The 24,682-nt window shown below is 51.1% G+C and carries 19 protein-coding genes; 2 read left to right on the forward strand and 17 right to left on the reverse strand.

Features of this window, described 5'->3' with window-relative positions; translation table 11 throughout:
- Window positions 1-951 precede the first annotated feature (951 nt).
- The 13 genes from ACYOR7_RS11270 to ACYOR7_RS11330 all read right to left on the reverse strand — a co-directional run bounded on the left by ACYOR7_RS11270 (window position 952) and on the right by ACYOR7_RS11330 (window position 16,672).
- Window positions 952-2,367, reverse strand: a complete 1,416-nt coding sequence (locus ACYOR7_RS11270) for a hypothetical protein (RefSeq protein ID WP_479913994.1) — start codon at window positions 2,365-2,367, stop codon at window positions 952-954.
- 347 nt (window positions 2,368-2,714) lie between these two features.
- Window positions 2,715-2,981: a hypothetical protein gene (locus tag ACYOR7_RS11275; protein WP_479913995.1), complete on the reverse strand. Its 267-nt coding sequence runs from the start codon at window positions 2,979-2,981 to the stop codon at window positions 2,715-2,717.
- A gap of 900 nt (window positions 2,982-3,881) precedes the next feature.
- A complete protein-coding gene (locus ACYOR7_RS11280) occupies window positions 3,882-4,187 on the reverse strand; it encodes a hypothetical protein (protein ID WP_479913996.1) in 306 nt (101 codons plus the stop codon).
- Between the two features lie 1,270 nt (window positions 4,188-5,457).
- Window positions 5,458-5,817, reverse strand: coding sequence for a type II toxin-antitoxin system VapC family toxin (locus tag ACYOR7_RS11285; protein WP_479913997.1), 360 nt, complete (start codon window positions 5,815-5,817; stop codon window positions 5,458-5,460).
- A gap of 40 nt (window positions 5,818-5,857) precedes the next feature.
- Window positions 5,858-6,118 carry an antitoxin VapB family protein gene (locus ACYOR7_RS11290; RefSeq protein WP_479913998.1) on the reverse strand — a complete coding sequence of 87 codons (261 nt, stop codon included), beginning with the start codon at window positions 6,116-6,118 and terminating at the stop codon, window positions 5,858-5,860.
- A 427-nt stretch (window positions 6,119-6,545) separates the two neighbouring features.
- The gene (locus ACYOR7_RS11295; protein WP_479913999.1) at window positions 6,546-7,019 is read right to left on the reverse strand and encodes a hypothetical protein; all 474 of its coding nucleotides are present in this window, start codon (window positions 7,017-7,019) and stop codon (window positions 6,546-6,548) included.
- A 391-nt stretch (window positions 7,020-7,410) separates the two neighbouring features.
- Window positions 7,411-7,884, reverse strand: a complete 474-nt coding sequence (locus tag ACYOR7_RS11300; RefSeq protein WP_479914000.1) for a hypothetical protein — start codon at window positions 7,882-7,884, stop codon at window positions 7,411-7,413.
- A 331-nt stretch (window positions 7,885-8,215) separates the two neighbouring features.
- Complete coding sequence (locus ACYOR7_RS11305; protein WP_479914474.1) at window positions 8,216-8,620, reverse strand: hypothetical protein; 405 nt, start codon at window positions 8,618-8,620, stop codon at window positions 8,216-8,218.
- Between the two features lie 592 nt (window positions 8,621-9,212).
- Window positions 9,213-11,330: an AAA family ATPase gene (locus ACYOR7_RS11310; protein ID WP_479914001.1), complete on the reverse strand. Its 2,118-nt coding sequence runs from the start codon at window positions 11,328-11,330 to the stop codon at window positions 9,213-9,215.
- The gene (locus ACYOR7_RS11315; protein ID WP_479914002.1) at window positions 11,327-12,664 is read right to left on the reverse strand and encodes a metallophosphoesterase family protein; all 1,338 of its coding nucleotides are present in this window, start codon (window positions 12,662-12,664) and stop codon (window positions 11,327-11,329) included. Before ACYOR7_RS11315 ends, ACYOR7_RS11310 begins: the two co-directional genes overlap by 4 nt.
- Before the next feature lie 255 nt (window positions 12,665-12,919).
- Window positions 12,920-14,485 carry a helicase HerA domain-containing protein gene (locus ACYOR7_RS11320; RefSeq protein ID WP_479914003.1) on the reverse strand — a complete coding sequence of 522 codons (1,566 nt, stop codon included), beginning with the start codon at window positions 14,483-14,485 and terminating at the stop codon, window positions 12,920-12,922.
- A complete protein-coding gene (locus ACYOR7_RS11325; protein ID WP_479914004.1) occupies window positions 14,478-15,323 on the reverse strand; it encodes a DNA double-strand break repair nuclease NurA in 846 nt (281 codons plus the stop codon). Before ACYOR7_RS11325 ends, ACYOR7_RS11320 begins: the two co-directional genes overlap by 8 nt.
- Before the next feature lie 38 nt (window positions 15,324-15,361).
- Complete coding sequence (locus tag ACYOR7_RS11330; RefSeq protein WP_294808103.1) at window positions 15,362-16,672, reverse strand: NAD(P)/FAD-dependent oxidoreductase; 1,311 nt, start codon at window positions 16,670-16,672, stop codon at window positions 15,362-15,364.
- A 95-nt stretch (window positions 16,673-16,767) separates the two neighbouring features.
- Between ACYOR7_RS11330 and ACYOR7_RS11335 the strand changes: the two genes are divergently transcribed.
- The gene (locus ACYOR7_RS11335; protein WP_479914005.1) at window positions 16,768-19,458 is read left to right on the forward strand and encodes a DNA-directed DNA polymerase I; all 2,691 of its coding nucleotides are present in this window, start codon (window positions 16,768-16,770) and stop codon (window positions 19,456-19,458) included.
- Window positions 19,459-19,506: 48 nt separating this feature from the next.
- Window positions 19,507-20,442: an arginase family protein gene (locus tag ACYOR7_RS11340; protein ID WP_479914006.1), complete on the forward strand. Its 936-nt coding sequence runs from the start codon at window positions 19,507-19,509 to the stop codon at window positions 20,440-20,442.
- A gap of 97 nt (window positions 20,443-20,539) precedes the next feature.
- On the opposite strand, the gene ACYOR7_RS11345 is transcribed toward ACYOR7_RS11340, so the two are convergent.
- The 4 genes from ACYOR7_RS11345 to ACYOR7_RS11360 all read right to left on the reverse strand — a co-directional run bounded on the left by ACYOR7_RS11345 (window position 20,540) and on the right by ACYOR7_RS11360 (window position 24,415).
- Window positions 20,540-22,450, reverse strand: coding sequence for a threonine--tRNA ligase (locus ACYOR7_RS11345; RefSeq protein ID WP_479914007.1), 1,911 nt, complete (start codon window positions 22,448-22,450; stop codon window positions 20,540-20,542).
- A 48-nt stretch (window positions 22,451-22,498) separates the two neighbouring features.
- Window positions 22,499-22,672 carry a hypothetical protein gene (locus tag ACYOR7_RS11350; protein WP_479914008.1) on the reverse strand — a complete coding sequence of 58 codons (174 nt, stop codon included), beginning with the start codon at window positions 22,670-22,672 and terminating at the stop codon, window positions 22,499-22,501.
- Between the two features lie 359 nt (window positions 22,673-23,031).
- The gene (locus tag ACYOR7_RS11355) at window positions 23,032-23,622 is read right to left on the reverse strand and encodes a hypothetical protein (RefSeq protein WP_479914009.1); all 591 of its coding nucleotides are present in this window, start codon (window positions 23,620-23,622) and stop codon (window positions 23,032-23,034) included.
- A gap of 82 nt (window positions 23,623-23,704) precedes the next feature.
- Window positions 23,705-24,415 carry an MIP/aquaporin family protein gene (locus ACYOR7_RS11360; RefSeq protein WP_479914010.1) on the reverse strand — a complete coding sequence of 237 codons (711 nt, stop codon included), beginning with the start codon at window positions 24,413-24,415 and terminating at the stop codon, window positions 23,705-23,707.
- Window positions 24,416-24,682 lie beyond the last annotated feature (267 nt).

The raw sequence follows: 24,682 nt of genomic DNA on the forward strand, positions 1-24,682 counted from the left end.
GGTAACGACTACAGAGTCCCCGTCTTGCAAGTTCGACGCGGTAGTGATTGTTTGATCATTGGTGTTAACGGTCGCCGGACCGGTGTTAACTCTTAGGACGAACGCTCCGCCCGTACCGGTGAATGTTGGAGCTGCTGGATTCAGGGTATTTGAGGTGGTAACAAAGAGCTCAAACGTGCCCGAGCTACCAATGTTGCTCAAAGTCATATCCTTTGAACCCAACACCGACGATCCGCGCTTTACATCCACGTGTGCAATGATTGTGTCTGAGGCTGTGTTCTTTGCTGTATCTGTGATGACCACCCTTAACAGGTTAGGTCCATAGAATTTGTCAGAACTTGCTGTTATTGAAGTTGCCGCATATGCAGCGTGCGGGACCACTAGAACAGCTGCTACTGCGCCAAAAATTAGTAGCGCTGAAATGGCGATTCCGCCGTACTTCTTCGTACCGTATGTATAATCCATGCTATACGCACCGATTGTAAGGCGAGTAAACTATTCAGACTATATAAGGCTAATGAACAATTTGTTCATTCCCCCTCAGAGACTTGACATAACCGTGTCAGGATGATCTTAATTATAGCAATATCCAAGCACATTGTTCAAATTACTATCGAAAATCTAGGAATTTGTTCTCAGAGAGCTTGTACTCGCTTTCCATTATATAAATATTATATGCATTTTAATTAGGTAAACTACAATTCGAAGTTCACATTGCAAAGCTGGTAAAGAAACCCATATTCGTGCATCCACCCTATCATCACTTCATAGTATAAAGATCTGCCAGGACTCCAAGAATAGAGTCTCCTGACGAAAAGATATCCCTAATTGACAAACATGCACGAATTCATGATATATCTTTTATCCATCCGTTGTTAAGCTAATAGGCGTCTTAAGCTGACGATCAACAGAAAATGCAATCAGACCGCTACTACAAATGCGAAGAAATATTCATTTTCTCTTGACATGTTCGCGTACACGCAAGAGGAACAACCTCTTGTTGCCATCTGTCAGGTTGACGCGCCTTTCCTCCAAGAATGTTCTGGTCGTCGTAGTTGCAGTTTTAGATACACGATTTTCCTTGCACCATTGAAAATATTCTACGACAAGGGTAGGAATCATCGCTTTTTGCTTCTCTATGCGCAGGGCTTCTAGTTGGTCGCAAGCTACTTTTTCTACGTCATGCACTAGCCGACGCCACATATCGGGAAGATTGTTTTTGTTTCTTATCCCCTTTTGCTGCCAAAACAATCTCCCCAGATAGCCAGGAATTCGTTTTCCACCGACATCATCTCCTGACTGCAATATGGCATACTGCACCAAGTCTCTTACAAGTTCTTTCTTTGTGCACTTTTCCAGCACACCAAGGGGGCCAGATTGCATGCTGCCTTTTCTGAGGTCAGCGCCACTGCCGCCTCGGCTACCTCTACCTATCCTGTAGCTTCGGATAGCTCTACGGGTGCTCCCGTCGCGGACTACAAGTTCATTGTTCCTTTTGATCCCTAGTTCGTTTGCAGCTAGGTACCTCGACAGAAAGCGCCGGACTGCAGCCCTCTTGGCGTCGTCTCTAGAGTACCGCCAAGATGACTCGCGAATATCGTCACTACTATCATCATCGTCTACATAGGAGAGAAGTTCTGCCAGAATCTTGTACCAGTCGCAAACCTCTGTCAGAATAAAGGTCGCGCCATCGGCCATCCAGAGAAACTCGTACCTGCCAACGCGGCCAACATGTGAGGCGAGCTCTTCACAGATTGCGTTGCAAACTGCTTTGGCCGCCTCCTTTCCTGTCTCTCCAGCATCAGATTCGCAGAGGTCCTCCGCATTGTCGGAGGCAGGAGCATTGTTGCCAGCGTCGCCCCTCTTTGCATCTTTCCCACCAGCAGAATCATGGCCATCGGCAGCACGCGAGGAGCAGAGCGGACCGCGCTGATCTGCGTGTTCCCGAACATTATAATCCTCTGGTTTGACTGCATAGTTGTCAACTTTGCTGTAGCTGTCGTCGGCTTTTTCTGCTCCAGCGATGTCAGGAGCAGGAACGACAACACCCCCACCATCACAAACACTGTCTTCAGCCTCCCCATCATCAGGACTTGAAGGCTGCAGTTCTCTTTCGACCAGTTCCCGGATCGCGTCAACGTTGCTTTGTGTCAACGTCTTTACCCTTGCCACCAAGCATGATACGCCGCGTCGTTTTGCAATGTCAAGGAAGCCGTGCCAGCCTCCAGCTTTTGTGATATCCCACTGAAAAAAGGGCGCGCTGTAGTCTTCTCGCCGTCTTTTTGCAAAAAAGAGTTCAAAACCTGCTGTCTTTGCCTCTGCTGTGATTTCAGTTACTGTTTTGTCTAGATCTCGTTTTTCAGCCACTCATGATCTAACGCTCTTTATTAGAAGATTCCAAGCTTTAAATTTTTCGGTACAAGAGTATAGGCGAGAGAACATCAGTTAACAGATAATGAAAGAAATGGCGGCGCAACGGAAGATGCATGTAGAGAGATGGGAAGATCAGAGACTGCCAAACACCGGTAGCTACGAAACACCCTCTCTCATCTCCCTCAATATTTCTCTCTGGCAAGTACAGCGAATTGTATTTTTCCCCGCGTGTCAGGACACAGATGCACCTGGGGTAGTTTCTCTTACGACGCTGCAACAGCCGTCACAAAGGTCACACACGTCACAAGGATGATGATGCATGTGATTGCTCGCAAAATACATCAACAATAATAGTCGTCATCCGCCGCTGCCTCGCATTCTTGCGAGATGTCAGTATGCGCAATATCTGTGTCCTTGAGATATCCACTAGTTGTGCTTTCGCCGTACGGATCCTCATCCTCTTCCTTCTCTTCGCACCCTTTCTCCCCTTCTTCGTCTTCTTCCGCAGGTAAAGATTCTAGTTCGGCAAACTCTGGTTCCTCCAGTACAAGTAGCCTGCACATGTCAACGATGCGACTGGCGAATTTGACCTTTTCCGCATAGTCCATGTTTCTAGACGCAATCTTGTAGCCCTTCCAGGATTTTCTCAGGCATGCCCATGCAGCGGCTACTGTAAGATCCGACCGAAGGTCCTCGGCGCCGGTGTGGCAGATGCCGTTTTTGTCATAATAGCAATAATTGCCACTGTTTATTCGATTTGGAGATCGTTTTCTTCTTGCACCTGCGGTAGTGACCTCACTATCTGTCTGGCTGCTTGGAAAAACGTACGAATTTCTAGAGTCACCGAGAAATGCCCTTTCCTTTTTGTTCAGTTGTCGGTATCGGAGGTAGCACCCACGGCATCTCCCTCGTCCAAGGGCGCTTTGCCGGCTCCTCCTGCATCCGCAGTCGATGCAGCTTTTTGAAAGCCTCTTCGTATACGGAAACCGTATCGCGGCAATACGATATGGATTGCACCTGCGGCAACGAACACTTCGCCTGTCGATAGGGACATTGCAGAGGCGGCAATAGTGATTTATCCCCATTTGAACCTGCATCCATACAGGTGGAAGCGTAGGCACTTCTTCGCTATCTGTCGTAAAGTTGTACTACTTCTTGGTATTAAGCATGTTGATGGACAGAATCACAGGTCAGGCGTACTTCAAAAACAACTCGACCGGGCCAGACAGGGTCGTCCGACGCAACTATCGACAATATACCGAACGGAGTTACCACAGAAACACGGACACATAGGACTTCTCTTATGTGGACAAGTTCTAGGAAAGAGCTCTTACTCCTGCAACAATGCTGAACTTCTGCCAAATTAGCCAGCACGGGGATTCCCCATTACCATCATCATCTACACTCGTACATTACCGCCTGAGTCGATGTAAGGCCAACAAAAAGTGAAAGGTCACTGATTACTGTGTGACGGCTCAAAAGTCAATCCGTTTTTTGACCGGCTTGTCCTAGACGGTAAACGTGTCAAGCGACGGGGTTCTGTTCGGGTCCGTTCGCCGGTTGTGGTGGATGACGCCCCACTGCGCCAACATGCTCCACTCCTCTTCACCCATCGCTGGATAGCGCGCCCTGAACCTGGCCTTCTCCTGCGGGTCGAGGGCACAGTTGAAGATATAGTCGGAAAACGCGGCGACCTCGGAGGGCGAGTACCGCTGAAATAACATGCCAACCCATGCATAATCTGAAATTATCCTGAGCGCTTCGGCGTTTGTCGTGCCCCACTTACGCTCCTGGACATACCTGACATGCTCCATAAAGGACAGGGGTACGGCCAGGTGCTTTGTGGGTTCGTCGTGTTTCCCGCGTTTTGGCTTGCCTGCGTACGGGTCCCGGCCCCCGTGTTCATCGTACCATTTTTCCTTAACCGCTTCACAGATGAACCGGTTAACCGCGCCGTAACCATCCTTTGCAATAATCCCCAATGCGTGCCTAAACCACTGGTCTTCGGCGCCTTTCGGTCTAAACGCGTAAAGTTTTCCTCGCATACGCTCAAGGTATAACCGGTTATACCTTTAAGGTTTTTCGTGCTTGTTTTAACACTTGTTCTTTTTAAAGAAACGTTGAGCTCAAAGGCAAAAAAGGGCACCCCCCTCCGCCGTTGGCCATACAGACTATCCATATACATACATACAACAACAATACATACAACACCGGCATATCCACTATGACAGGCAATCCATTGCCTGGCATCCATCATTGGGTACTGTATGTATAAAAATTTTTTTTCAGACAATTGCCGCAATTCCTCCCCGGAGGGGGGGGTGGGTACTTTCCCCTATGAGCTCAAACGCGTTTTGGAGCAGCTTTTGTCACCGGAATCTGACACACCGGCAGCCGCTTTTCACCGGCAGCCGCTTTTCACCGGCAGCCGCTTTTCACCGGCAGCCGCTTTTCACCGGCAGCCGCTTTTCACCGGCAGCCGCTTTTCACCGGCAGCCGCTTTTCACCGGCAAGCCTTATTATCCGCGGCTCTCCATATTGTGGAACGGGAGACATATAGACCGGAGATGAGGACCACCAGTGGAAGCCAGCCGGGAACACGGACCTGAAACAACTGTCACCGGAATCCGGATGTTTTTACGCGGCTTTCAAAGTGGCGGCAAACGGGTGTACTTTGAAGCCATAGAGCAGCTGCTCACCAGATTGCACCCGGTCTTGGAGGTGGATTACGCGGACCTCCTGGACTTTATGGACAACCAGCCGGACGGGCCCAGCAAGTTCGTCCTGCGGCACACACCGGCTCGATGCTCCTCGGCCGGCCGACCTCGACCATCCAGTTCTTCCACAACGAGGTGCTTGCCATTCTGGTTCCCAGGTAAAGCAAATCAGTTGTCCCTGCTCCCCAGTCTCTAGCCTTTCAGCCAAGTGACCCTATCTTAGCCTTGCCTGCATCTTTTCGGTAATCATATTACCTGTATGCAATGTGCTACTATTACTACGGTATAGAACTTGTATATCACTATCAGACTTGTCCGATAGTAGTTGACCGAAGTTCAGATTCTCCCGATGGAGCCACACATGCTACTACCACCACCCTTCCACTTGCAAGCCCGGCACTCGCTCAAAGTGCTTCTTGTTCCTTGTTACGAGTGTCTGCTTGATTGCAAGGGCAATCCAGGCAATAAAGAGGTCGCGGTCTCCGATGGTGCTTGATTTGAGTTCGCTGTAAAGCCGACCCCACAGGAGCGCGGAATCCTCATCCAGCACCACCAGCACTGAAAACTGTCTGAGGTAGTCGCGTGCGCTTTCAACGGCCCCTTTGGTTTTCGACCGGAATGTACCGGCATAGTATTCGGCTACGCTGATGATGGTTGTGAACAAGAGCTCGCCACTGTCAGAAAGCTGGGCGACCTTGGCGATGGCTTTCTCATCGTTTTTGGCCAAATCTATTAGAGACAATCGGTCTCCAAGCAGACCAAAGCAGTCAGATCTCCGGTACGGAGGCTTTGAAATTGCGCCGCAGCTCCTTGCCGGTTTCCATTATGCTTTCTGCCGTCTCTTCATCCAACGGCCTGTGATCTTTGAGGTAGGCTAGGATACGGTGCGGCTCGCCACGTGGAAAGATGCGGAGGATTACATCCGAAAATGATTCATCATCATCCTTCTTTGCGGCTTTGAGCACCTTGTACGCCTCCTCGGAGATGGTTATTGTTATGCTCGGCAATGCATACAGTGCACTTTTCATGCATTTATACTTCAAATCTTCATTTTACAGGGAACCAGAACCTGCTTGCAGGCTAGGCCACGACAGCATTGTTGACCTTCAGCCCGACATGCTCAAGGCACCCATATCATCGTCGTCATCGTCTCAGGCTAGATTTTTCCGCGTATCTAGTCAGCCGGTGCGGGGATGCCGCGTGCGTGCAGATGTTGCATATGCAATGCGCTTTTCTACCGGATTGGTTCTTCTTTAAGAAAGAAAATAATCAATTCTCGCAAAGAAGCAAGACGTCCTCCTGGAAACACGCCCCCTCCTCATTCCCCAATACGCACACCCCATGATAATTATTATTATTGCTCCCTCACCACCCGGGAGCCATCGGCGATCAGAGTCTAAAGACGGCGCCCACCTCCGAGTCCTCAAGACATTGTGTATTCATAATGGGATATAGTTATCTGCCAGCTCCTCTTCCTCTTCGCTCTCGCGCGTCGTAAATTACGGTATCCCCAACTTTGCGGTATACTTGCCTGCCCTGCAGCGGGTTTCCACAGCCACATGTGAGCACCTTTACGTCGTGAATATTTCTATATCCACAACTACCACAACGAAATGAATAAAGCTCTTTTACTCGCAGGGTAGAACCCGCTTCCGATGAGCTTGCGTGAGCACTACTACTACTGACACGCTCAGCGTTCTTGCTGCTATCGATGTTGTGCTGGTCGCCGTTAACCTTGTCATCACGGGAAAAGTCATTACCAATATCTCTCCTGAGCTTGTTATATCGGTCGTCTATCAATGGCGCCGTCAGCCGCTGTATGCTCTTCTTTTGTATATGTGTGTACCTTGACAACCGCGCGCTTGCATAAGAAATGCCCATGAATCTTGGATTGAGAAGCATCGCAACTTTAGGCGGGGCAAATGCCATTTTCCTGCCACCCGCTCGTTTCCAGAGAGAGAGACAGACAGAATCCCGAATCCTGCCAAGCCGCCTTCTCTACTAGTCGGATACACAGATAGAACTTGTGATTGAGTAACCAGCTAACAGTTTGTTCGGCTTGCTATTTTTAATGCCTGTCTGGCCTGAGGGAAGAATGGACTAAGGGCAGTAGTAAACAAATTCATCTCGCCTCCAAAGAGAGAGAGAGAGAGAGCCGGCATCATTGCGACAAATTCTCTGTGATGCATAGAGAATAATAAGCAATAGATTAGTCCCTTCTTTATTCAAATTTTGCAAGTTTAATGATCCTGTCTCAAGACAGTATTGTTTGGAAAATAAAAAGAGAGAGAGCCGGCATCAGCCGGCGAAGTAAGGCTAGCTAGTACTCCTCCTCTTCTCCACTCTCCGAGTCTTCGCCATGGTCTTCAGACTGCTCACTGTCATCGTTCGCCGCAGTGGTGGTGCACTCACAGTCACCACCACCGGTGCTGCTACCATTTGCTTCTGCAGCGGCGATTGCATCATCTCCAGTATCACCGTTTTCATCCTCTGCCACCTTCGTTGTTATCGTCGTCTTTGTCCCTACAATCTCCTTCTTGGTTATCTGCTTGTGGATATCTGTAGTAGTAGTTTTTGTCTTTGTATTTTCATACGTCTGAGTATCTACGATGTCGCCTCCATTGTTAGAGGCCCCTGTTCCCTCGCTGGCGCCGGAGGAAGAGGATTTGTACTCATTCTCTCCATAATTACTGGCAAATGCCATTGATGGCACCGCCAGCGCAAAAGAGGCTATTACGGCACTGGCTACCCATAAAGATAGCAATGTTGTCTTGTTGGTTCTATTTTTGGACATCAGCGTTTTTTCATAAAGTAATAATTTTAATGAGTTAAGGCATAATCGCAAGCGATATTCAATATGAAGCTACCATAGGAATTTTTCGCATCATATTTATACACTGGAACCGTATCTTATATTCGGCAAATGTTGAAGTGTTAGTCAGGGTCAGACGGTAGTCAGTCCAGCCCTTCCGTCTAACCAAAAACGGTGGCGGTGTCTTCCATCTGGAGCTTGCTTCACGTCCCCGTATACAAGGGCAGTGTTGGTAGCGACAGGGATATAATTCGAGCTTGCAAAGAAAAAATATGGATTCATACCATTTTCACTTCTATGATGACGATGACGACTACAGGATTTTATCCGCCGCAGCTTTTACGCACTTGGCAAGATCACCTTTCTTTGCATAATCTAGCTCCGGTGGCGGTGCTGGTATCAAGCCTTCTGTTTCAGAATTTGGAGCATCAGGCGGATAGTAGTAGTAGTGGTACAGCTTAAGTTCATAGAGCGTAGCCTTCCATACAAATGCAAGTACGCTCCCACCAGCCCTAGGCCCTATAATGTCAAGGAATGCTTGCTCGAAAATGGCGGGCCTATCTGCTAGGAGCTCTGCAACGGTCATCTCGGCCCCGACATAATGGTCTTGGATCTCCTTTATCAGGGGATAAAAGACAGTCGCGCCAAAGATAGATTCCATCTGGTTCAGGATTACAGATGCAACCTTGTCTGCTCCCTCTTGCGCATCGGAGCTCAGATTCTTCCTTCCCTCCCCCGTAGTCTCGCTCTCCCGGCTGACGCGCTAGATCTGAAGAAATTTAAGTTTGCCTAGGAAGAAAAAATATCGTCCTGTTCAATATCCAGGTCATCTTATTTGTTGAATGTCTCGCTATACAATTGGTATATAAAAAAAATAATTAGCACATCTAGATTTCATTCCGCTGGCCATCTCTCTTTCTTTTGCAGCCTGCAGGTAAGAGGACATCCAGGCTGCTGCTGATACCACAAAGATGGACGAACAGGGTGAAGGGAATGGAACAGGAAAGCAAGCGAGGGAGGTTAATGCAAGAGCAAAAAAGATGGGAAGAAAATAAAGAGAAGAAGGGAGACAGAAAGAAAATGGGTCGCGAAAATCTGTACGCTCATCTTCAGGCTGCGCAGGCCTGTAACTAAGAAAGCAAGAACCTCTCTGCATCTGGCCCCTTGAGCCAAGGGTTGGAGTGGGCGGGGGGGAGGATTGTCTACAAGGGCCTGCCCCTGATCACCAGAGTGTCCGAAAGCGGCAAAGGTAGATAGAACATAAGGGAAAACTCAGATTCCACCACTTGCCCTCTCTTTCACTCTCTCTTTCACTCTCGAGTTACGCGCGAACCCTCTGTTGTCATCGAGAACCTAAACACAGCATCGACTTCCGAGTCCTCAAATATCTCTGCGTCGTGCGTGATTATTATCATCTGCGACAGCGGGCCCGAGCCTTCTCTAAAAGCCTCCGAGATTATCTTGACAAGGGCTTTTCTGCGCTCATCGTCCAAGTGGGTAGTTGGCTCGTCAAGTATTACAAAGTCAAGTTTGTTTGAGCCCATCATCTGTGCTATTCCTAGCCGGAGCGCAAGTGCCACTGCCACCTTTTCTCCGCCAGACAGCGAGTCCATGTCCACCTCGCCGTTCTTGCCATAGCATGTAATTGCAATTTCACGCGCTTTCTCTGACAGCTCTATCCTAGAGATTCCGATGTTAAACAGCGCCGCGTATTCTGATGCCTTTCTTGAAATGACCGCCAAAGCCCAAGAGCGAAGGCTCATTCCCACAGACCCGTCGCGGTTGTACACCGTAGAGCGGATGCGCTCTAGCATCCTTACAATCTCTGACGCGTGCTCTAGCTCTTGAAGAGATTTTCTGTCAGAGTCAATGGCCTGCTTTAGCTCTTGAACAGCGTTTTGGTATGCCCCAAGCTTGGAGCTGATGGTTTGCAGCTTTTGGACGGTGTTCCACCTTTCATTCTTTGCCTCGGTGTATCGGGCATTGCTAAAGTTCCTGGTTTGTGCCCTAAGAGACACGATTTCGTCTGCAAACGACCGCGATACTTCATCGATTGCAAGTTGCAGGGGTTCACTTCCAACGCTTGACACGCTTTTTGGGAGGCGTAGAATTGCCTCCTTTTTTGGGCCCAGCTCCGACTCTATCCTGACAACATCATCAACGGCCTTGATTGAATTGGCAGACAGAAAGGATTCTGCCCCCGCGATGGCCTTGGCCTCTTCGGTGAGCTTTTGCTCCTCCTTCTTTAGGCTTATTCGATCTGCCTGCAGCTTTGACTTGTCGCTTTCTATCTTGCGAATGTCGCTTTGAATGTGCTCGCCGTCAAACATTTCGTTTATCTTGGAGACGACCACCGAGTTGCACACAGGGCACCTTCCGTCCACTATCTTGATCTTGCTTGCGCATTCAACAAATCCCCTGAGCTTGCCTGCCTGGCTTTCCTTTGCTTCAATCTGCTTTTGCACTTCTTCAAGCTCGTACTTTACCATCTGTAGCCTCATGCACGCCTCTTCCTTTCTCTCCAGAACGGTAAGCGCGCCCCTTGCCTCCCGAACAACCCTTTCCATCCTTGCAAGTTCTGCGCCCACTTGGTCCCTCTTTTCAGCTACGTATCGCACAAGACGCTTTTCTTTTGCCTGCACCTCGGCAGCCTTTTCCTTAAGGGGCTCCATTACCTCGATCTCTGTGTCGATTTCCTGCAGCCTATTGTCCTGGCGCATTTTTTCATCCAGATACTCTCCGGCAAGCCTCTCAGATTCGGCAAGCTTTTTTTCAGCCTCTGAAATTTGCGATTTCACTCTGGGCAGGTCTTCATCCGTGTATCCTCCCCTGTCAGGCGCAATCTCGCTCTTTAGTCGTAAGCGAAATTCAGAGATGACATCCTTCATCGTGGCAAAGGCCAAGTCAAGTCTGTCTATGCCAATAAGGCCATTCAACAGCTCCTTGAATTCCTTGGGTTGCGCCTCCACTATCCTTGCCAGCTCGCCCTGCTGTACGACTGCTGCCACCTGTAGCTTCTTGTAATCCAGCCCAAGCACCTTGGCCACTTCAACGCTCATGGACTCGCCAAACTGCCGGCGCTCTCCTCCGGCCAGCTTTTTGCTGACAGACTTGCCTCCCTCTGACACAAGCTCTAGCTGCGAAAAAGAAGGCGACCCAGCTGCAGATACCGACCTTGTAGCCTGAAACTCTTTTGAATTAAGAGAAAAACGCATCCTTACCATTGCAGAGCCTGTGCCGGAGCCTCTTCTTACCAGGTTCTTGTTTGTCCTTCTCATGTGCTCTGCAAAGAGTGCAAACGTTATGGCATCAATTACTGATGACTTGCCCGCTCCGTTGTGGCCAACAAATATCGTAATTCCTTTGCCAAACTCCAGCCGGGTGTCTTTGTGGGAGATGAAATCCTTCATCTCTAGATCTTTAATCATGACGCTTTCCTTGCACCTCCTTTTTCTACTTCTTTAGTGCCGTCAGAGAGATTATGACTCTCATCAGCAATATCGGAGAGGGCATTATTCATTTTGCTATTAACACCAACAGTAGCAGAGGCAGAAGAAGCAGAATAAGAAGAAGAAACGGCCGCTCCAATCGAGGTATCAGCATCATCATTACCATGACCATCACTACCCTTCAGCTTTTTCTTGAAGATATCCCATACGATATCAAGCACAGCCGAAGGATTTCCTCCTGCCGCCGGTGGTAAAAGATCTCGTACAGCGAGAGTGGCTGCATCTTCAGACCCCAGCGCATCCTTTGCAAGTCTTAAGAGTTCTGCGTCAAGGTCCGCAGGTCGCTCATCAAATGCAAGAGACGACGGCTGCTGCTCGTCGGCAGGTTGCCACACGTAATGCAGACATGACTCGTTTAGCCTGCGCAAATTTGCGGCAATGACTTTGGGGTCCAAGTTCTTACCACCATCTACAATGACCTTCACCACAGGCCTTTTTGACAGAGCGGATGCCTTGGAGATGATGTTGTCAACGCCTTGGGTAAGCCTATCATAATCTATCTTCATGGAGAACTGTGGCCGCCGGGAGGAAAGAGTCACCCACCGAGTTGTCGCCTCTTGACCGGACATATCCACTATCACAAAGCCTTTGTCAACCTCCTTGATGCCCTCGCTCGGTGTTAGTTCTATCGAGCCGGGATACACCAGCACTGCTCCGCCGAGGTTCTGGTACCTCTTTTCAATGTGGTCGTGATAGTGGCCCATTGCATAGTAATCAAACCCCGCAGGCAGGTCTGTCGAGTTTATTTCGCCAGCGAATTTGTTCATATCGGTGAGCCCCTGATGGAGTACGAGGATTCTCTTCTTCTGACCGTCGGACGTCTTTTCTATGCTGCGCAGCCGTTCCACTAGCGCATCGATGTTACTTCGCCTCTCCTTGTCAGCGCCATAAACTGCGCAGTCGCCTACGATAAAAGGCTCGTCCAGTCGCAATTTTTTGGCAAGCCCGAGATTGCTAAAGACGTGTGCCAGTGGCACATCGCGCATCCTACTGATGTCGTGCTCGCCAAGCACATATGCTACGGGAATCTGCTTTTCCTTCAGCTTCTTGAGCGCGTTTGCCAGCGTGATTATGGCCTTGCCGTTAGGCCGAGGAGTGTGAAAAATATCGCCGCCGAAAATAACAAGTTTTACGCCTTCTCTTATCGAAATGTCGACAGCCTCATTGAACGTGGCATACACATCTTCCTCCCGCTCTTCAAGCCCAAACTGCGAATATCCAAGGTGCAAGTCGGAAAGGTGGGCGATGAGCATATGTATCAGGACCAGACAGTGTACCTAACATTCTCTAAACTAAAGGTTTTGAATAAGTGTCATCTTTTGGGGTATGTCCATTATCGCCGGCGGAAAGACTGTGCCACATATGCTCACCGACAACAACAAGTCGCTCCTCCTTGTAGAATGCATCTGGCAATTGCATATCCACAACAAGATGCCGGCTCGTTCATTCTTTGTTGGTCTGGTAAGTAAACTACCAATTTTCACGATGTTTCCGAGTGCACTGTGTGTCTAATCCTGTATGTAGCCGGAAGGCACGTACGAGTCAGACGACTCTTTTGCCATCTCCTTTACTTCCGCAAGCATGTTCCACTGCTCTACTGCCTTTTGGTCTCCGCCTATCTTGCGCTCCCTGACCTCGTCTGCCTTGACAAATGCAGGAAGGTTGACCCACTGGCCGGCAAATACCGCTTCACCGGGATTCAAGGACGGAAGCTGGTCTATCAGGTCCTTGCTGAGAGCTTCGCTTGCTGCCGACACCTGCATTTGGTCGTCCTGCTGAATCATGCGCATTACCGCAAGTGATCCCATCTGGCTTAGGATGTTGGCGTCAATACTCCTCGGTCTCTGCGATACGATAACGAGGCCAAGTCCGAACTTGCGGCCCTCCCTCGCAACCTTGGACGCAAAGTGCTTTGTTTCGGTCTTTTCATCCTTTGGTATGAATATGTGCGCCTCTTCGATGACTACAAGCACCGGCGCCGTAAACCGGGGAGGAGATTTCATGTCCTGTTGCGAAGGAGACTTGATCTTGGCCTGCCGGGTAGCACGTTTGCGGTCATCCAGCAACTCCTCCAGGTAATATGAAACCGACACGTTGGCCTGCTTTTCTGTCAATTCTACAAGGTTGATGATGTTTATCTTGCCGTTTTTTATTAGCGCAAGCGGGTCTGCCATCCCGGGATCTAGAATCCCGCTGAACTTTTTGCGCACATAATCTATCTTGTCCTCCACCTTTGCAGCCGCTTCTCGGTAGATCTTGTCCTCCGCCCCTACTTCTCGTACCCCTTCTGAAAGCGAGTCCCAGAAATCATCTCCCTTTTTCTGGCGCACACTCTCTGTCAGGGCCTGCCTCACGACATGAATCTGATTCGTCGCATTTTCCTGAATCTCGATTACCTCCGCAAGCTTGTCTGCAGGGAGCATTCTTGGATTTATCTTGGCCGGCATCAGGTTGATGCACCTGCCCATTTCAAGCGTGGAATAGTCGTCATGATAGTCGAAAATCACCATTGTCCCGTTGACTTTGGCAACCTCCTTTGCAAGCATCGACACCAGGTTGCTCTTGCCCATTCCCGTCATGGCAAGGATCGCCAGATGTCTTGAAACCACCTTGTCAATGTTTATGCGCGCCTCGACTTCGGTGTTGCGTAACAGCGATCCAATCTTGAGCCACTGCTGACCATCAGGCGCAAATATAGTCCGCAGGTCCTCCGGGTATGCTTCAAAGACTTGCGTGCCCGGCTCTGGCGGCAGCGCAGGGATTATTGCCTTGCATTTTTTTAGCTCGTCTAGGTATCCTAGAACACGCACGCTGGCCTTGTAGCTCTTGTCGTGCCGGTTTGCCTGCGCCACCAACCTACTCTCCGACGCCTCTTCATAGTTGCGGATGTTGGCGCCAAGCGCGTCGCTTGCGATGGACGAGCGCTCCACCAGCCCAAGGACCTTGCCCCGCCCGTACTTTAGAATAACGTATTCACCAATACTCACTGGCCGTCGGGCCTCGACCGTCACCTGATCGGGTTTTGCCACTCCAACGAGTATCCCAAGCTCGTCTGTTGTTGCACCGTCATTCATTTAGTGCATCCCTCGCGCCCTGTTCGTTCTGCAAGCTGTATATGCTTGCGAGTCTGTCTATATCTTCATTGCTTATTTTGCAATTCTTGTGTGCCAGCTTCAAACAGTAAGGATAGCCGGAGATAGAATGGTATCGCAAAAGATCCATCAAGTTCTTGATCTCTTGTTCTGATGCGCCGGTTGTTCCGCTTATCATCTCTACTCGCAAAACGGGCATGCCATCTCGAAGACGCATATAGATCTCGTGCACAGGTGCGCCTCGCGACTGCACCTCTGCAGGAATGCTAAACCCTGCCTGCAATGTAGCATGTCTGTAATAATAGATGTCGCCTGCCTTGGAGCCCCGTGCTCCAAATTGCGACCTGCTCTCAGACGTTTTTGAGATGAACACAGCGTTGCCGTATTTTCTTGCTGCCTCAAGCGCAGCGTTAGGTATGCTCTTCAGTAACCTTGAAACGAGCGAGCCATCTACACACACAATGTTTACCCTGCCACTTGTCTGCGCCTTTTGCGCTATCAAGGCCTCCATATCCATCGCCCTCGACTCCATCTGTTCTCCACGGGCCGAGCCGCTTATGTCGTTCTCCCAATCCTTTGCAAGGACCTCGTTAGTGCTAGTGACAGCCACCGCCGCAATGGCATAGAGGTCAAAGCCCTGCAGGGCTCGCTTGTTCCAGCTTGAATCTATTCCTGCAGAAACACAATCTTTAGGCTTGGGCTCATAAGCTATCCAGCAAGACCTTGCGTCCATTATTATGCCGTCATGGTTTGCATCTTTTATCTTGGCGAGCTTGGCTTCCCTGTTCCTTATGGCGTCAAGTATTATCTCGTTGAACAACGCGACGGATAACGTGGGAGCCCCAGATTAAAAAGTAATCAGGCGGAAGACATCCTGCCTGCTATTTCTGCAGGGTCCCACATCATTCTTGCATTGGTTTCTGCTGTTGCAAGCGCGCCTGCTTCTGCTACCTGCGCCGCCACCTTTGCGGCCATCGGTAGCGCGCCGGTTGCTCCCGGCGAGTTGTAGTTTAGTATGTGTATGGACGAATCACGCTTCAGGATGAGCGTGTCAGGAACGAACTTGCCATCGCCGTCAATCACTGACGAGCGTATGCCTGCCGTGCCTCGCTCGGTAAAGGCAGAAGGTTTCAGCGCCGGCAGGAACTCTCTTACCCTGTTTATCATAGCAGTTTTTGAAAGCGAGCTTTTCAGCTCCGTGCTTGCAAGCGACAGGAACTGCCTATCAAAGAACACTTTGCGGGCGCCCGTTGCAGACGACTCTATCATCTTTGGGAGCATGTCAGCAATGTTCCGGCCAAGTGAATAGGCGTATGGTCCAAAGACGGGCACGGCGTTTGGCCCCACTTCTCGCCTGCCGTCTGCCCTCACTATCCAGTGCGGGTCTAGGAACGGATACTCGGGATGACGTGGAACGGAATACACGGACAATCTGGTTAAATCGCGGTACTGCTCTGGCGCCTGCCAGTACTCGCCACGAAAGTGCAGGTCGGTGTATTCCCTTGCGACTCCCATCAAGTGCGCGATGTCCACCGCGTTCCCGCCTGCGGCGTTTACGACAAACTCTGCTTCTATCTTGCGACCCTGCTTGGTTGACAAGACGTACGCGCCAGCCCCACTCTCCACGCGCGTGACGCTGTGACCCAGAAGCACGGCGCACCCGAACGACCGCAGGTCCTGCAGGAGGGTGCGTGAAAACGAGCCATAGTCGACAGAGCCGTCCCTGCCGCAGTATATTGCAGCCTCGCACTGCACGTTTGGCTCCATCTTTTTGGCGCCGGCCTTGTCCAGGAACAACAGATCATCCTTGGCAAGGCCGTTTGCCTCTCCCCACGACATGTACTTGTGCAGGCGGTCTATGCCCCGCTCGTCGGTCGCAACTTCAAGTACGCCGTCGCGCTCAAACGGCAATCCCTTGGCCTGCGCAAACTTTTCCCACATTTCAAAGCCAAGCGATGCGGCCTTGGCGAACAGCTTTTTCTTTGCCGGGTCATAGAGAAAAGGCGCGTGCACCTTGCCGGTGTTCCGGCTGCTGGTGTGTCGGGCTATATCGAGCTCCTTCTCCACCAGGGCCACAGAGCCGGGGTCTCTTGCCTGCCCGGAGAGGAAATACGCGATTGAGGTGCCGAGGATGCCGCCTCCTATCACAGCCACAGAGTACAAGCTCAAGACAGGATTGAACTCTTCATTATTTATTCTTGCAAAAAAACGGTAACGGTGCCCGTAAAACGTTTAATACGATACGTTGCGAGAGTCATTGAGAATTGGCGCAAGAGACCTTTGTACAGGAGAAGAGGAGGCGCTTTGACGACCTTCCCGAGCTCCCCGAAGACAGGCCGGCCCTTCTCCTTTCCGCAGTCTACTCTGGCGAGGAGAAAAAGGTCTACCTGAAATTCTACGATCCGCGTGACAACGTGGTCTACCACTGGCGTGACAGGACGGGCCACCTGCCGTACGCCTACAGCAAGGTGCAGTATGCCGATGAGGTGGGCCAGATAGCTGCAAAGGAGACGAAATACAAGGTCGAGCGCACAAAGAAAAAGGACGTAATAGCCGACCAGGAAATTGAGATATTAAAAATAACTGCGCCAGACCCGCTTTCCATAGGCGGAACCGACAACAGCCTGCGCGAAAGAGTACGCTGTTGGGAAGCCGACATAAAATACCACGAAAACTATCTGTACGACCGCAGCCTGATAGCAGGGATCTATTACGTCAGGCACGGCGACAAGATAGAGCGGCACATGTACAAGATTTCAGACAAAGTCGAGGCGGAGCTCAAGGGCTTGCTGTGGGACAAGATAAAGGAGGAAGGAGAAAGCGGCAAGGAGTACAGGCAGTACGTGACTACGTGGGCCAACCTGCTCAATCAGCCCATACCGGAGCTCAAGAGGGTCGCAGTCGACATCGAAGTCGAGTCGGAGGAAGGCAGGATGCCGACGCCCCGCGACCACGACAGGCGTGTCACTGCGGTCGGCTTTGCCGGAAACGACGGCCTGAGAAAGGTGCTGGTGCTTGGCGAGAACATGGCCGACAACGGCAAGCCCCTCGTCAAGGAGGCAGAGGTGTGCAAGAGCGAAAAAGAGCTTCTCGAAAAAGCCTTTGTGATAATCAACAGCTATCCCATAATCATAACGTTCAACGGCGACGACTTTGACCTGCCGTACCTGTATGCGCGCTCGCAGGACGCGCGAATCAGCAGCGACGGCAAGGCGATACCAAAGGACGCCGTGCCGATAATCGTCAAGAAAGAGTCGTTCATCAAGCACGGGATGCAGGCCGAGCCGGTGGGGATACGCCACGGCATCCACATCGACCTCTTCCGCACGTTCCAGAACCGCTCTGTTCAGATCTACGCTTTTAGCAGGAAATACACAGAGTTCACGCTCAACGCTATCTGCGAGGCGCTCCTGGAAGACTCTAAGCTGGAATACGAAGGCGACATCGGCGACCTGCCGATGCAGACGCTTGCAGAATACTGCATGAAAGATGCCGACCTGACGTTTCGGCTCACCAGCTTTGGCGACAACCTGCTCATGAAGCTGCTCGTAGTCATCGCAAGGATAGGGCGCCTGTCGGTTGACGACATCGCCCGCTTTGGAGTCAACCAGTGGATCAGGGGGATATTGTACTACGAGCACAGGCAGCGCAATGAATTGATACCGCGCACAGACGAGCTGCACGACAAGGGCACCGCGTCCACGGCGGCAGTCATCAAGGAGAAAAAGTACCGCGGAGGAGAGGTTGTAGAGCCCACTCCGGGCATCCACTTTAACGTAGTCGTGCTTGACTTTGCGTCCCTCTACCCGAGCATAATCAAGGTGCACAACCTCTCGTACGAGACTATAAACTGCGTGCATCCAGAGTGCAGGGAGACGGGCAAGATAGAAGGCACGACCCACTGGGTCTGCCAGCGGAGAAAAGGATTGTCATCGCTCCTCATCGGGTCGCTCCGCGACCTGCGCGTCAACTATTACAAGTTCCTGTCAAAGGACAAGACTCTCCCCGCGCAAGAGCGACAGCTTTACAACGTGGTAAGCCAAGCTATCAAGGTCATTTTGAACGCAAGCTATGGCGTCATGGGCGCCGAGATCTTTCCATTGTATTGTTTGCCTGTCGCCGACGCGACTGCCGCAATCGGCAGAAACACAATCAACGCCACGATAAACAAGTGCAAGGAGCTTGGAATCGAGGTCGTGTACGGAGACACGGACTCGCTTTTCCTCAAAGAGCCTACGCAGGAGGCGATAGGCAAGGTGGTCGCGTGGGCCAAGGACCAGCTCGGAGTCGACCTGGAGATAGACAAGCACTACCGCTACGTCGTCTTTAGCGACTTGAAAAAGAACTACCTCGGCGTTTTGCCAGACGGCACAGTCGATGTCAAGGGCCTGACGGGCAAAAAATCGCACACGCCGCCCTTCATACGAAGCGCGTTCTACGAGATCCTCAACATACTTGGCAGGGTCGGCTCCCAGAAGGACTTTGAGACCGCAAAGGAGAGCATCAAAAACATCATCCAGCGCGACGCCAAGAACCTAGAATCGAGCAAAATCCCGATGCCCGACCTGAGCTTTAACGTCATGATAAACAAGTCGCTTGCAAGCTACGGCAAGAAAGTCAATTCGGTAAAGACGATGGACGGCAAGGCTTCACAGGTAGAAACGTACAAAGGCCTGCCGCAGCACATCAAGGCGGCCAAGCTGCTTGCCGACAGAGGCAAGGATATCAAGGCCGGTGACATCATCTCGTACGTCAAGACAAAGAACGGCGACGGCGTTAAACCGGTAGAGCTTGCCAAGGCCGAAGAGATTGACACCGAGAAATACCTGGAGGCTATGGAGTCGACGTTTGACCAGGTGCTTGGCGCGCTCAGCTTTGACTTCAAGTCGATGCTCGGCAAGCCCAGGCAGCAGAGCCTCGACGAGCTCTTTTGGAGCAAGCCCTCGACGATGTAGTAGTATGTAGTAGGTTTATTATCCACGCCTTTTGAGAAAGAGGGCATATTGGACAAGGGCTTTTTCGACCTGTTTGTAGTGCCGGAAAAGACAAAGGCCGGCTATAGCTTTGCCGACACGCCGGTCAGGATCTCGTTCCAGGAGGCAAAAGTCGCAGTCTATGGCGTTCCACTTGACGCGACCACATCGTTTGGCAAGGGCACGGCAAGAGGACCGGAGGCGATCAGGCTCACTTCTGCAAGACAGATAGAGACTTTTGTGCTGGATGAAAAGGCCGACATTTACGAGCTGAATTCGATATTCGACCTTGGAGATTTAAGGATGCCACCAAAAGCCAAGGGTGCCAAGACCGTGCTTGCATACCTTGACAGGACGATTCCACAGGTCGTGACAGCATTGCGGGAAAAGAACAAGATCCCGGTGATGCTTGGCGGCGAGCACACACTTTCATATTATCAACTAAAGGCGCTGGCAGGCGAAAAGCCGTTTGTCATGCACTTTGACGCTCACCGCGACATGAAGGCCGAGTACGATGGCATGAAAATGTGCCACACGACTCCGTTCTACCATCTGCTAGAGTACATGCCGGGCGAGGACCTCGTGCAGATAGGAATCCGCCAGACCGACAGGGAGGAAAACGACACGGCCGTCAAGAGCGGCGTGACAACGTTTGACGCGTGGCAGGTGCACGACGACCTTGACAAAGTCGCGGATTTCCTTGCCAAAAAGACGGCGGGCAGGAACGTCTACATCTCGTTTGACATCGACGCGTACGACATCCCGTACGTGCCGTGCACGGGAACGCCCGAGCCGTACGGCCTTGACCCGTTTCAGGTGCTGCGCCTGATAAAGGCGGTGCACCTGTCGGCCAGGCTGATAGGCATGGACATGGTCGAAGTCGGCCTGAAAAACGACGACTATAGAGAAGGCACACTTGCCACGCAGACTCTGTTACGGATACTGTCACGCAAGTATGCGCGCTAGCAGGCAGAGGGGGAGGGAGCGTGTTTCCAGTGGAACACGGCTACCGGCAATTACTTCTTTTATATCGCTGCAGGTTGGCATCGCGTCTAGTCGTCATCTAAGCCATTATCTGCGGCCTGACCGAAACGTGCGTTGGCAGGTTCAGTGGCAGATACGGCTTGTCCTTTGTCTGTGCCTTTATCTCGTCGATGAGCTCTTGCACGGTCATCTCGCGCTGCTTGCCCTCGTTTCTGTCTCGCACCACCAGCTTGCCTGATGCTACCTCTTTGTCTCCGATTACGACAGTATAGCGTATCCACTCTGTTTCTGACTCGCGGATCTTTTTTCCAACCGACTCGTCCCGGTCGTCAACGTCGGCGCGGATCTGGTTTGACGACAGCTGCGCAAGCAGGTTGTCGCAGAACGGCAGGTGCTCCTTTGCCACCGAGATGACGCGCACCTGTGTGTGCGCGAGCCACAGCGGAAACGACGGGACGCCTCCAGTCCTGGACACCTTGGCCGCCTTTTCCATCAGCGCATACATCACGCGCTCGACTGCGCCCGAAGGAGAGTTGTGCAGTATTATCGGGTTCTTTTTCGTACCGTCTTCATCTACGTACTCGATGTTGTAGCGCTTGCCGTTTTCCACGTCTATCTGGTCGGTGGAAAGCGCTGACGCCTTGCCGAGGCCGTCAATGTAGTTAAACTCCCATTTCAGCGTGAAGTAGAAAAAGCGCTCCTTCCACACCTCCGCAAGCACTGGCCTGCCGAACTTGTTTATCAGTTCGGTGATGAAATCCTTGTTCTCGTTCCAGAACTCCTCGGTGAACCTGATTGCCATCTCGACGTCCTCGTTCTGTAGGCCAAACGCATTCAGCACGCTTATGGAAAGCTCAAAGCGCTTTCGGAATTCCTCCTTTGCCTGCGCAAGGTCCTTGCAGAACGCGTGGCAGTCAGGCATTGTAAAGGCGCGCAGCCGGCGCAGGCCCACAAGCTCGCCGGACTTTTCCCGCCTGAAAGAGTAGCGCGTCAGTTCATAGAGCTTGAAGGGCATGTGCTTGTATGACACGTTCATGTCTTTTGCTATCAAAAACTGCCCAAAGCACGCGGCAAACCTGAGGAACAGCTGCTTGTTGTCTGACTGGATGTTGTACTGCCGCGCCGGAAAGCGGTTAAAGTAGCTCTCCATCGACGGGTGCTTTGTGTCGTACATTATCGGAGTCTCGACTTCGATGCCCCCGTACTCCATCACCCGGCGGGTCACGTACTGCTCGATGAGCGACTTCATCAGCCTACCCTTTGGGTAAAAGCGCATGTTGCCCGCATCTGACGCCGGCTCATAGTCGGCTATCGCCATCTTTTTCATCAGCCGCACGTGCTCTGGCTGCTGGTTCACCGCGCGGTTCTTTGAAATTTCATAGTTGGCAAGCGTCTGGAGGTTTGAATCCTGCTTTTTGAACTTGTATTCGCTTACCGGGGTAAGTATGCCTCCCGGCTGCAGCACATACCAGAATGATTTCAGTTTCTCCTCGTTCTTTAGCGCTGTCGACTCTTTTCCCTCGTCGTGCTCGTGTTCATGTTCGTGAAGGTGGATTTCCTCTGCGCCTGCCTGCTTGGAAATGGCCTTGGCGTTTTCCGCCAGCGGGTGGCCCTTGACCTTGATGTTGAACGACTTGGTCCAGCCAAATGGCGACCTGTGCACTTCGCCTATTGACAATTCTCCTTTGGCAAAGCTTTCGACTGCCCTTACAATGCCCGCCGCCACGTCGGGCGCGGCAAGGTCGGAACTCAGGTGTGCGTACGGGTAGACTAGGAGCCTTGACACCTTGACTGCGTCCATGTACTTCTTTATCTCGCCTGCCGCTGCTTTTGCAACGCTTTCGTCGTCGCCGGTCTCTACTGCAATGAAAGCAACGACGAGATCCTCGAGCCTCACCTTGGCCTTTGAAGGTATTTCCTCGGCGCTTTTGATCTCTTTCTCAATGGGTTCGTACTCGATAAAATCAGAATGCAGTTGCAGCAGGCGCATATCTCTTGATCACAAATCTATGCTAATTTATTGTTTATAGTAGTACTATTAGCCCCATCTGGCCCTCTCGTTTTCCCGGTCTCCCTTCGTGGCCTTTTTCCATTCCTTGTAGTGCTCGTGGCAAAGGTAGACGTGCTTGGAACTGTTTAGGCCCATGTCCGGGGCCATTGCGGCCTTGCTTCCGCTTATCGAACGTTCCGCCTTGTTTTCGCAGCCGCTCATGCTGCAAGAGACTCCCTTATCGACTCGGCCCATAATAACTACTATCCAAAAGTCACCACGTGAATATAAAAAGCTGACTGGAATGCTTATGGACGGCCGATGTGAAGCTAGTGTATGACGATGTACGGCCCCTTGTGCGAAAAGTGCCTCCATCCCTTAGATCGCCACGGCTACGTTCTCACACGGGTGGACGGCAAGGAGGTGAGGCGCTGCGAGATAGGGGTATGTACATGTGTCATAATGACAAAGAAATGAAGCTAATCGTTGTTGTTGTTCAGCCACTATTGGTTATCAGCAGCATAAAAACTAGCAGAAAAGAATAGTGTGAGGCTCTCGTATCATAGTGCGTGTGTCTCGCATCAAGGACCGGCGCGTGCATACTGTCCAAGATCGCTTACAGGGGCGTCCAAGCGCACTTCTGCACCGTCAAATCCCTGCACCCTTTCTTTTGGAATCAAGAACTGAGATCTGGACCCTTGTGTCTCGACGTGTATCGCGTCTCCAAGGACTCCTACGACGTTGCCTACTGGCTCCCCATCGGCGGCGCGGACATTCTTGTGCACAATGCTGTTCCAGTCAAGCACCGGAGATTCCCTTGCAGGATCAACCGTCCTCCTTGACTTTATCACATGGACTTTGGTTTCAATGTCCGGAGGAATGTGGGCAACCCTGTACTGGGCATACTCTTCGTACGCAGGCGGGGCTTCTCTGCTAAATCTTTGCATTTGCTCTTCCGTGACGCCAAAGTAGACGGTATGTCCATCGTATCCTTCGGCCAAGTACTTTGGTATATAGAACCTTTCTTTGCTCACCCTGCCCTTTTGGGTTACAATGAAGTTCCTACCCAGTTCTTGGACTTCGCCCAGATCGATATCACCCTGCGTTGATCTGGCCTCCTTTCCTTTCAGTTCGTCCCAATCTACGTACCTAGTTACGTCATCACCCGTCATACGGTAGCTTCGCAGTTATTACTTTAATGAGGTACGCTCCTCTTTTCTCATATCCCAAGGTACCGTCCGTGTCTGCACCGCGTCAATTTGCCTTCTTTTTCTTGTCGTCCTTTACCATTTCAAAGGCAAGCACAGCAACAAGTGCGCCGATGATTGGTGCTAACCAGTAGATCCATTGGTCTGAAAAGTTTCCGGCTACCAGAGCGGGGCCAAACGACCTTGCAGGGTTCATAGACGCCCCGGAAACAGGCATACCGATTATGCCAAGTGCAATTATGGCTGCGCCTATGGCTATTCCGCCAAAAGCCTTGTAACCTATGTCTTCCTTGAGCGAGATTGCAATAAACATCAGAATAAACGTAAACACCGTCTCCATGACAAACGAGGCAGGCCAACCTGTGTGGGGTACCGTAAGCCCGGTCGTGCTTGAATGACCATAGGGAGCAATTGCAAACGCGACTGCAAGGCTTGCAACTATTGCAGCAGCAACCTGTACAGCAATGTAGAACGGCAGATCGCGTTTTCGCAGATGCCTTGTAAGAGCAAAACCAATTGATATTGCAGGGTTAAAGTATGCGCCAGATATCTTGTCAACGGCGTAAATCATTGCGGCAAGGGCGAGACCAGGAGCGGCGACTACGGCCAGCTTGCCTAGTTCATGCCCGCTGAGCGCATCTGCCACATCAGCTCCTGTCGCAGCAAACACCAGCGTAAAAGTTCCAATGAACTCGGCCACGACACGTTTTGAGAGCGGGATTACCTTTTCCGCATCATTAGAGTCTTTTCGCTTCATTTTCGATCTAATGGACGGAATGAGAACCGTCACTATTGCGTAGGACCGATTTTAATGAATAATGCTTAGCTTCTTTTTTGCTCGCAATGCGCTCTTGCGTTTTTTCTGCATCCGTATGCGTGTACACGGTAATAATGATTGACAGGCATGATTATTGAATATGGTGCTATTGCTAGAATTATTCTACTAGGTTTTCTGCGCCAAGATATCCTTGGTGAAGTTTGACTTCATTTTAAACGACATTTGTGCATTTGAATCTAGGAGTGT

The organism is Candidatus Nitrososphaera sp. 86-2 (genome assembly GCF_056726185.1).

Excerpts from the sequence above, each read along its gene's own strand:
- ACYOR7_RS11275 (WP_479913995.1), bottom strand. The coding sequence starts at position 2,981 with ATGGACTATGCGGAAAAGGTCAAATTCGCCAGTCGCATCGTTGACATG.
- ACYOR7_RS11280 (WP_479913996.1), bottom strand. The coding sequence starts at position 4,187 with ATGGAGCATGTCAGGTATGTCCAGGAGCGTAAGTGGGGCACGACAAAC.
- ACYOR7_RS11290 (WP_479913998.1), bottom strand. The coding sequence starts at position 6,118 with ATGAAAAGTGCACTGTATGCATTGCCGAGCATAACAATAACCATCTCC.
- ACYOR7_RS11295 (WP_479913999.1), bottom strand. The coding sequence starts at position 7,019 with ATGGCATTTGCCCCGCCTAAAGTTGCGATGCTTCTCAATCCAAGATTC.
- ACYOR7_RS11300 (WP_479914000.1), bottom strand. The coding sequence starts at position 7,884 with ATGTCCAAAAATAGAACCAACAAGACAACATTGCTATCTTTATGGGTA.
- ACYOR7_RS11310 (WP_479914001.1), bottom strand. The coding sequence starts at position 11,330 with ATGATTAAAGATCTAGAGATGAAGGATTTCATCTCCCACAAAGACACC.
- ACYOR7_RS11315 (WP_479914002.1), bottom strand. The coding sequence starts at position 12,664 with ATGCTCATCGCCCACCTTTCCGACTTGCACCTTGGATATTCGCAGTTT.
- ACYOR7_RS11320 (WP_479914003.1), bottom strand. The coding sequence starts at position 14,485 with ATGAATGACGGTGCAACAACAGACGAGCTTGGGATACTCGTTGGAGTG.
- ACYOR7_RS11345 (WP_479914007.1), bottom strand. The coding sequence starts at position 22,450 with ATGCGCCTGCTGCAACTGCATTCTGATTTTATCGAGTACGAACCCATT.
- ACYOR7_RS11350 (WP_479914008.1), bottom strand. The coding sequence starts at position 22,672 with ATGAGCGGCTGCGAAAACAAGGCGGAACGTTCGATAAGCGGAAGCAAG.
- ACYOR7_RS11355 (WP_479914009.1), bottom strand. The coding sequence starts at position 23,622 with ATGACGGGTGATGACGTAACTAGGTACGTAGATTGGGACGAACTGAAA.
- ACYOR7_RS11360 (WP_479914010.1), bottom strand. The coding sequence starts at position 24,415 with ATGAAGCGAAAAGACTCTAATGATGCGGAAAAGGTAATCCCGCTCTCA.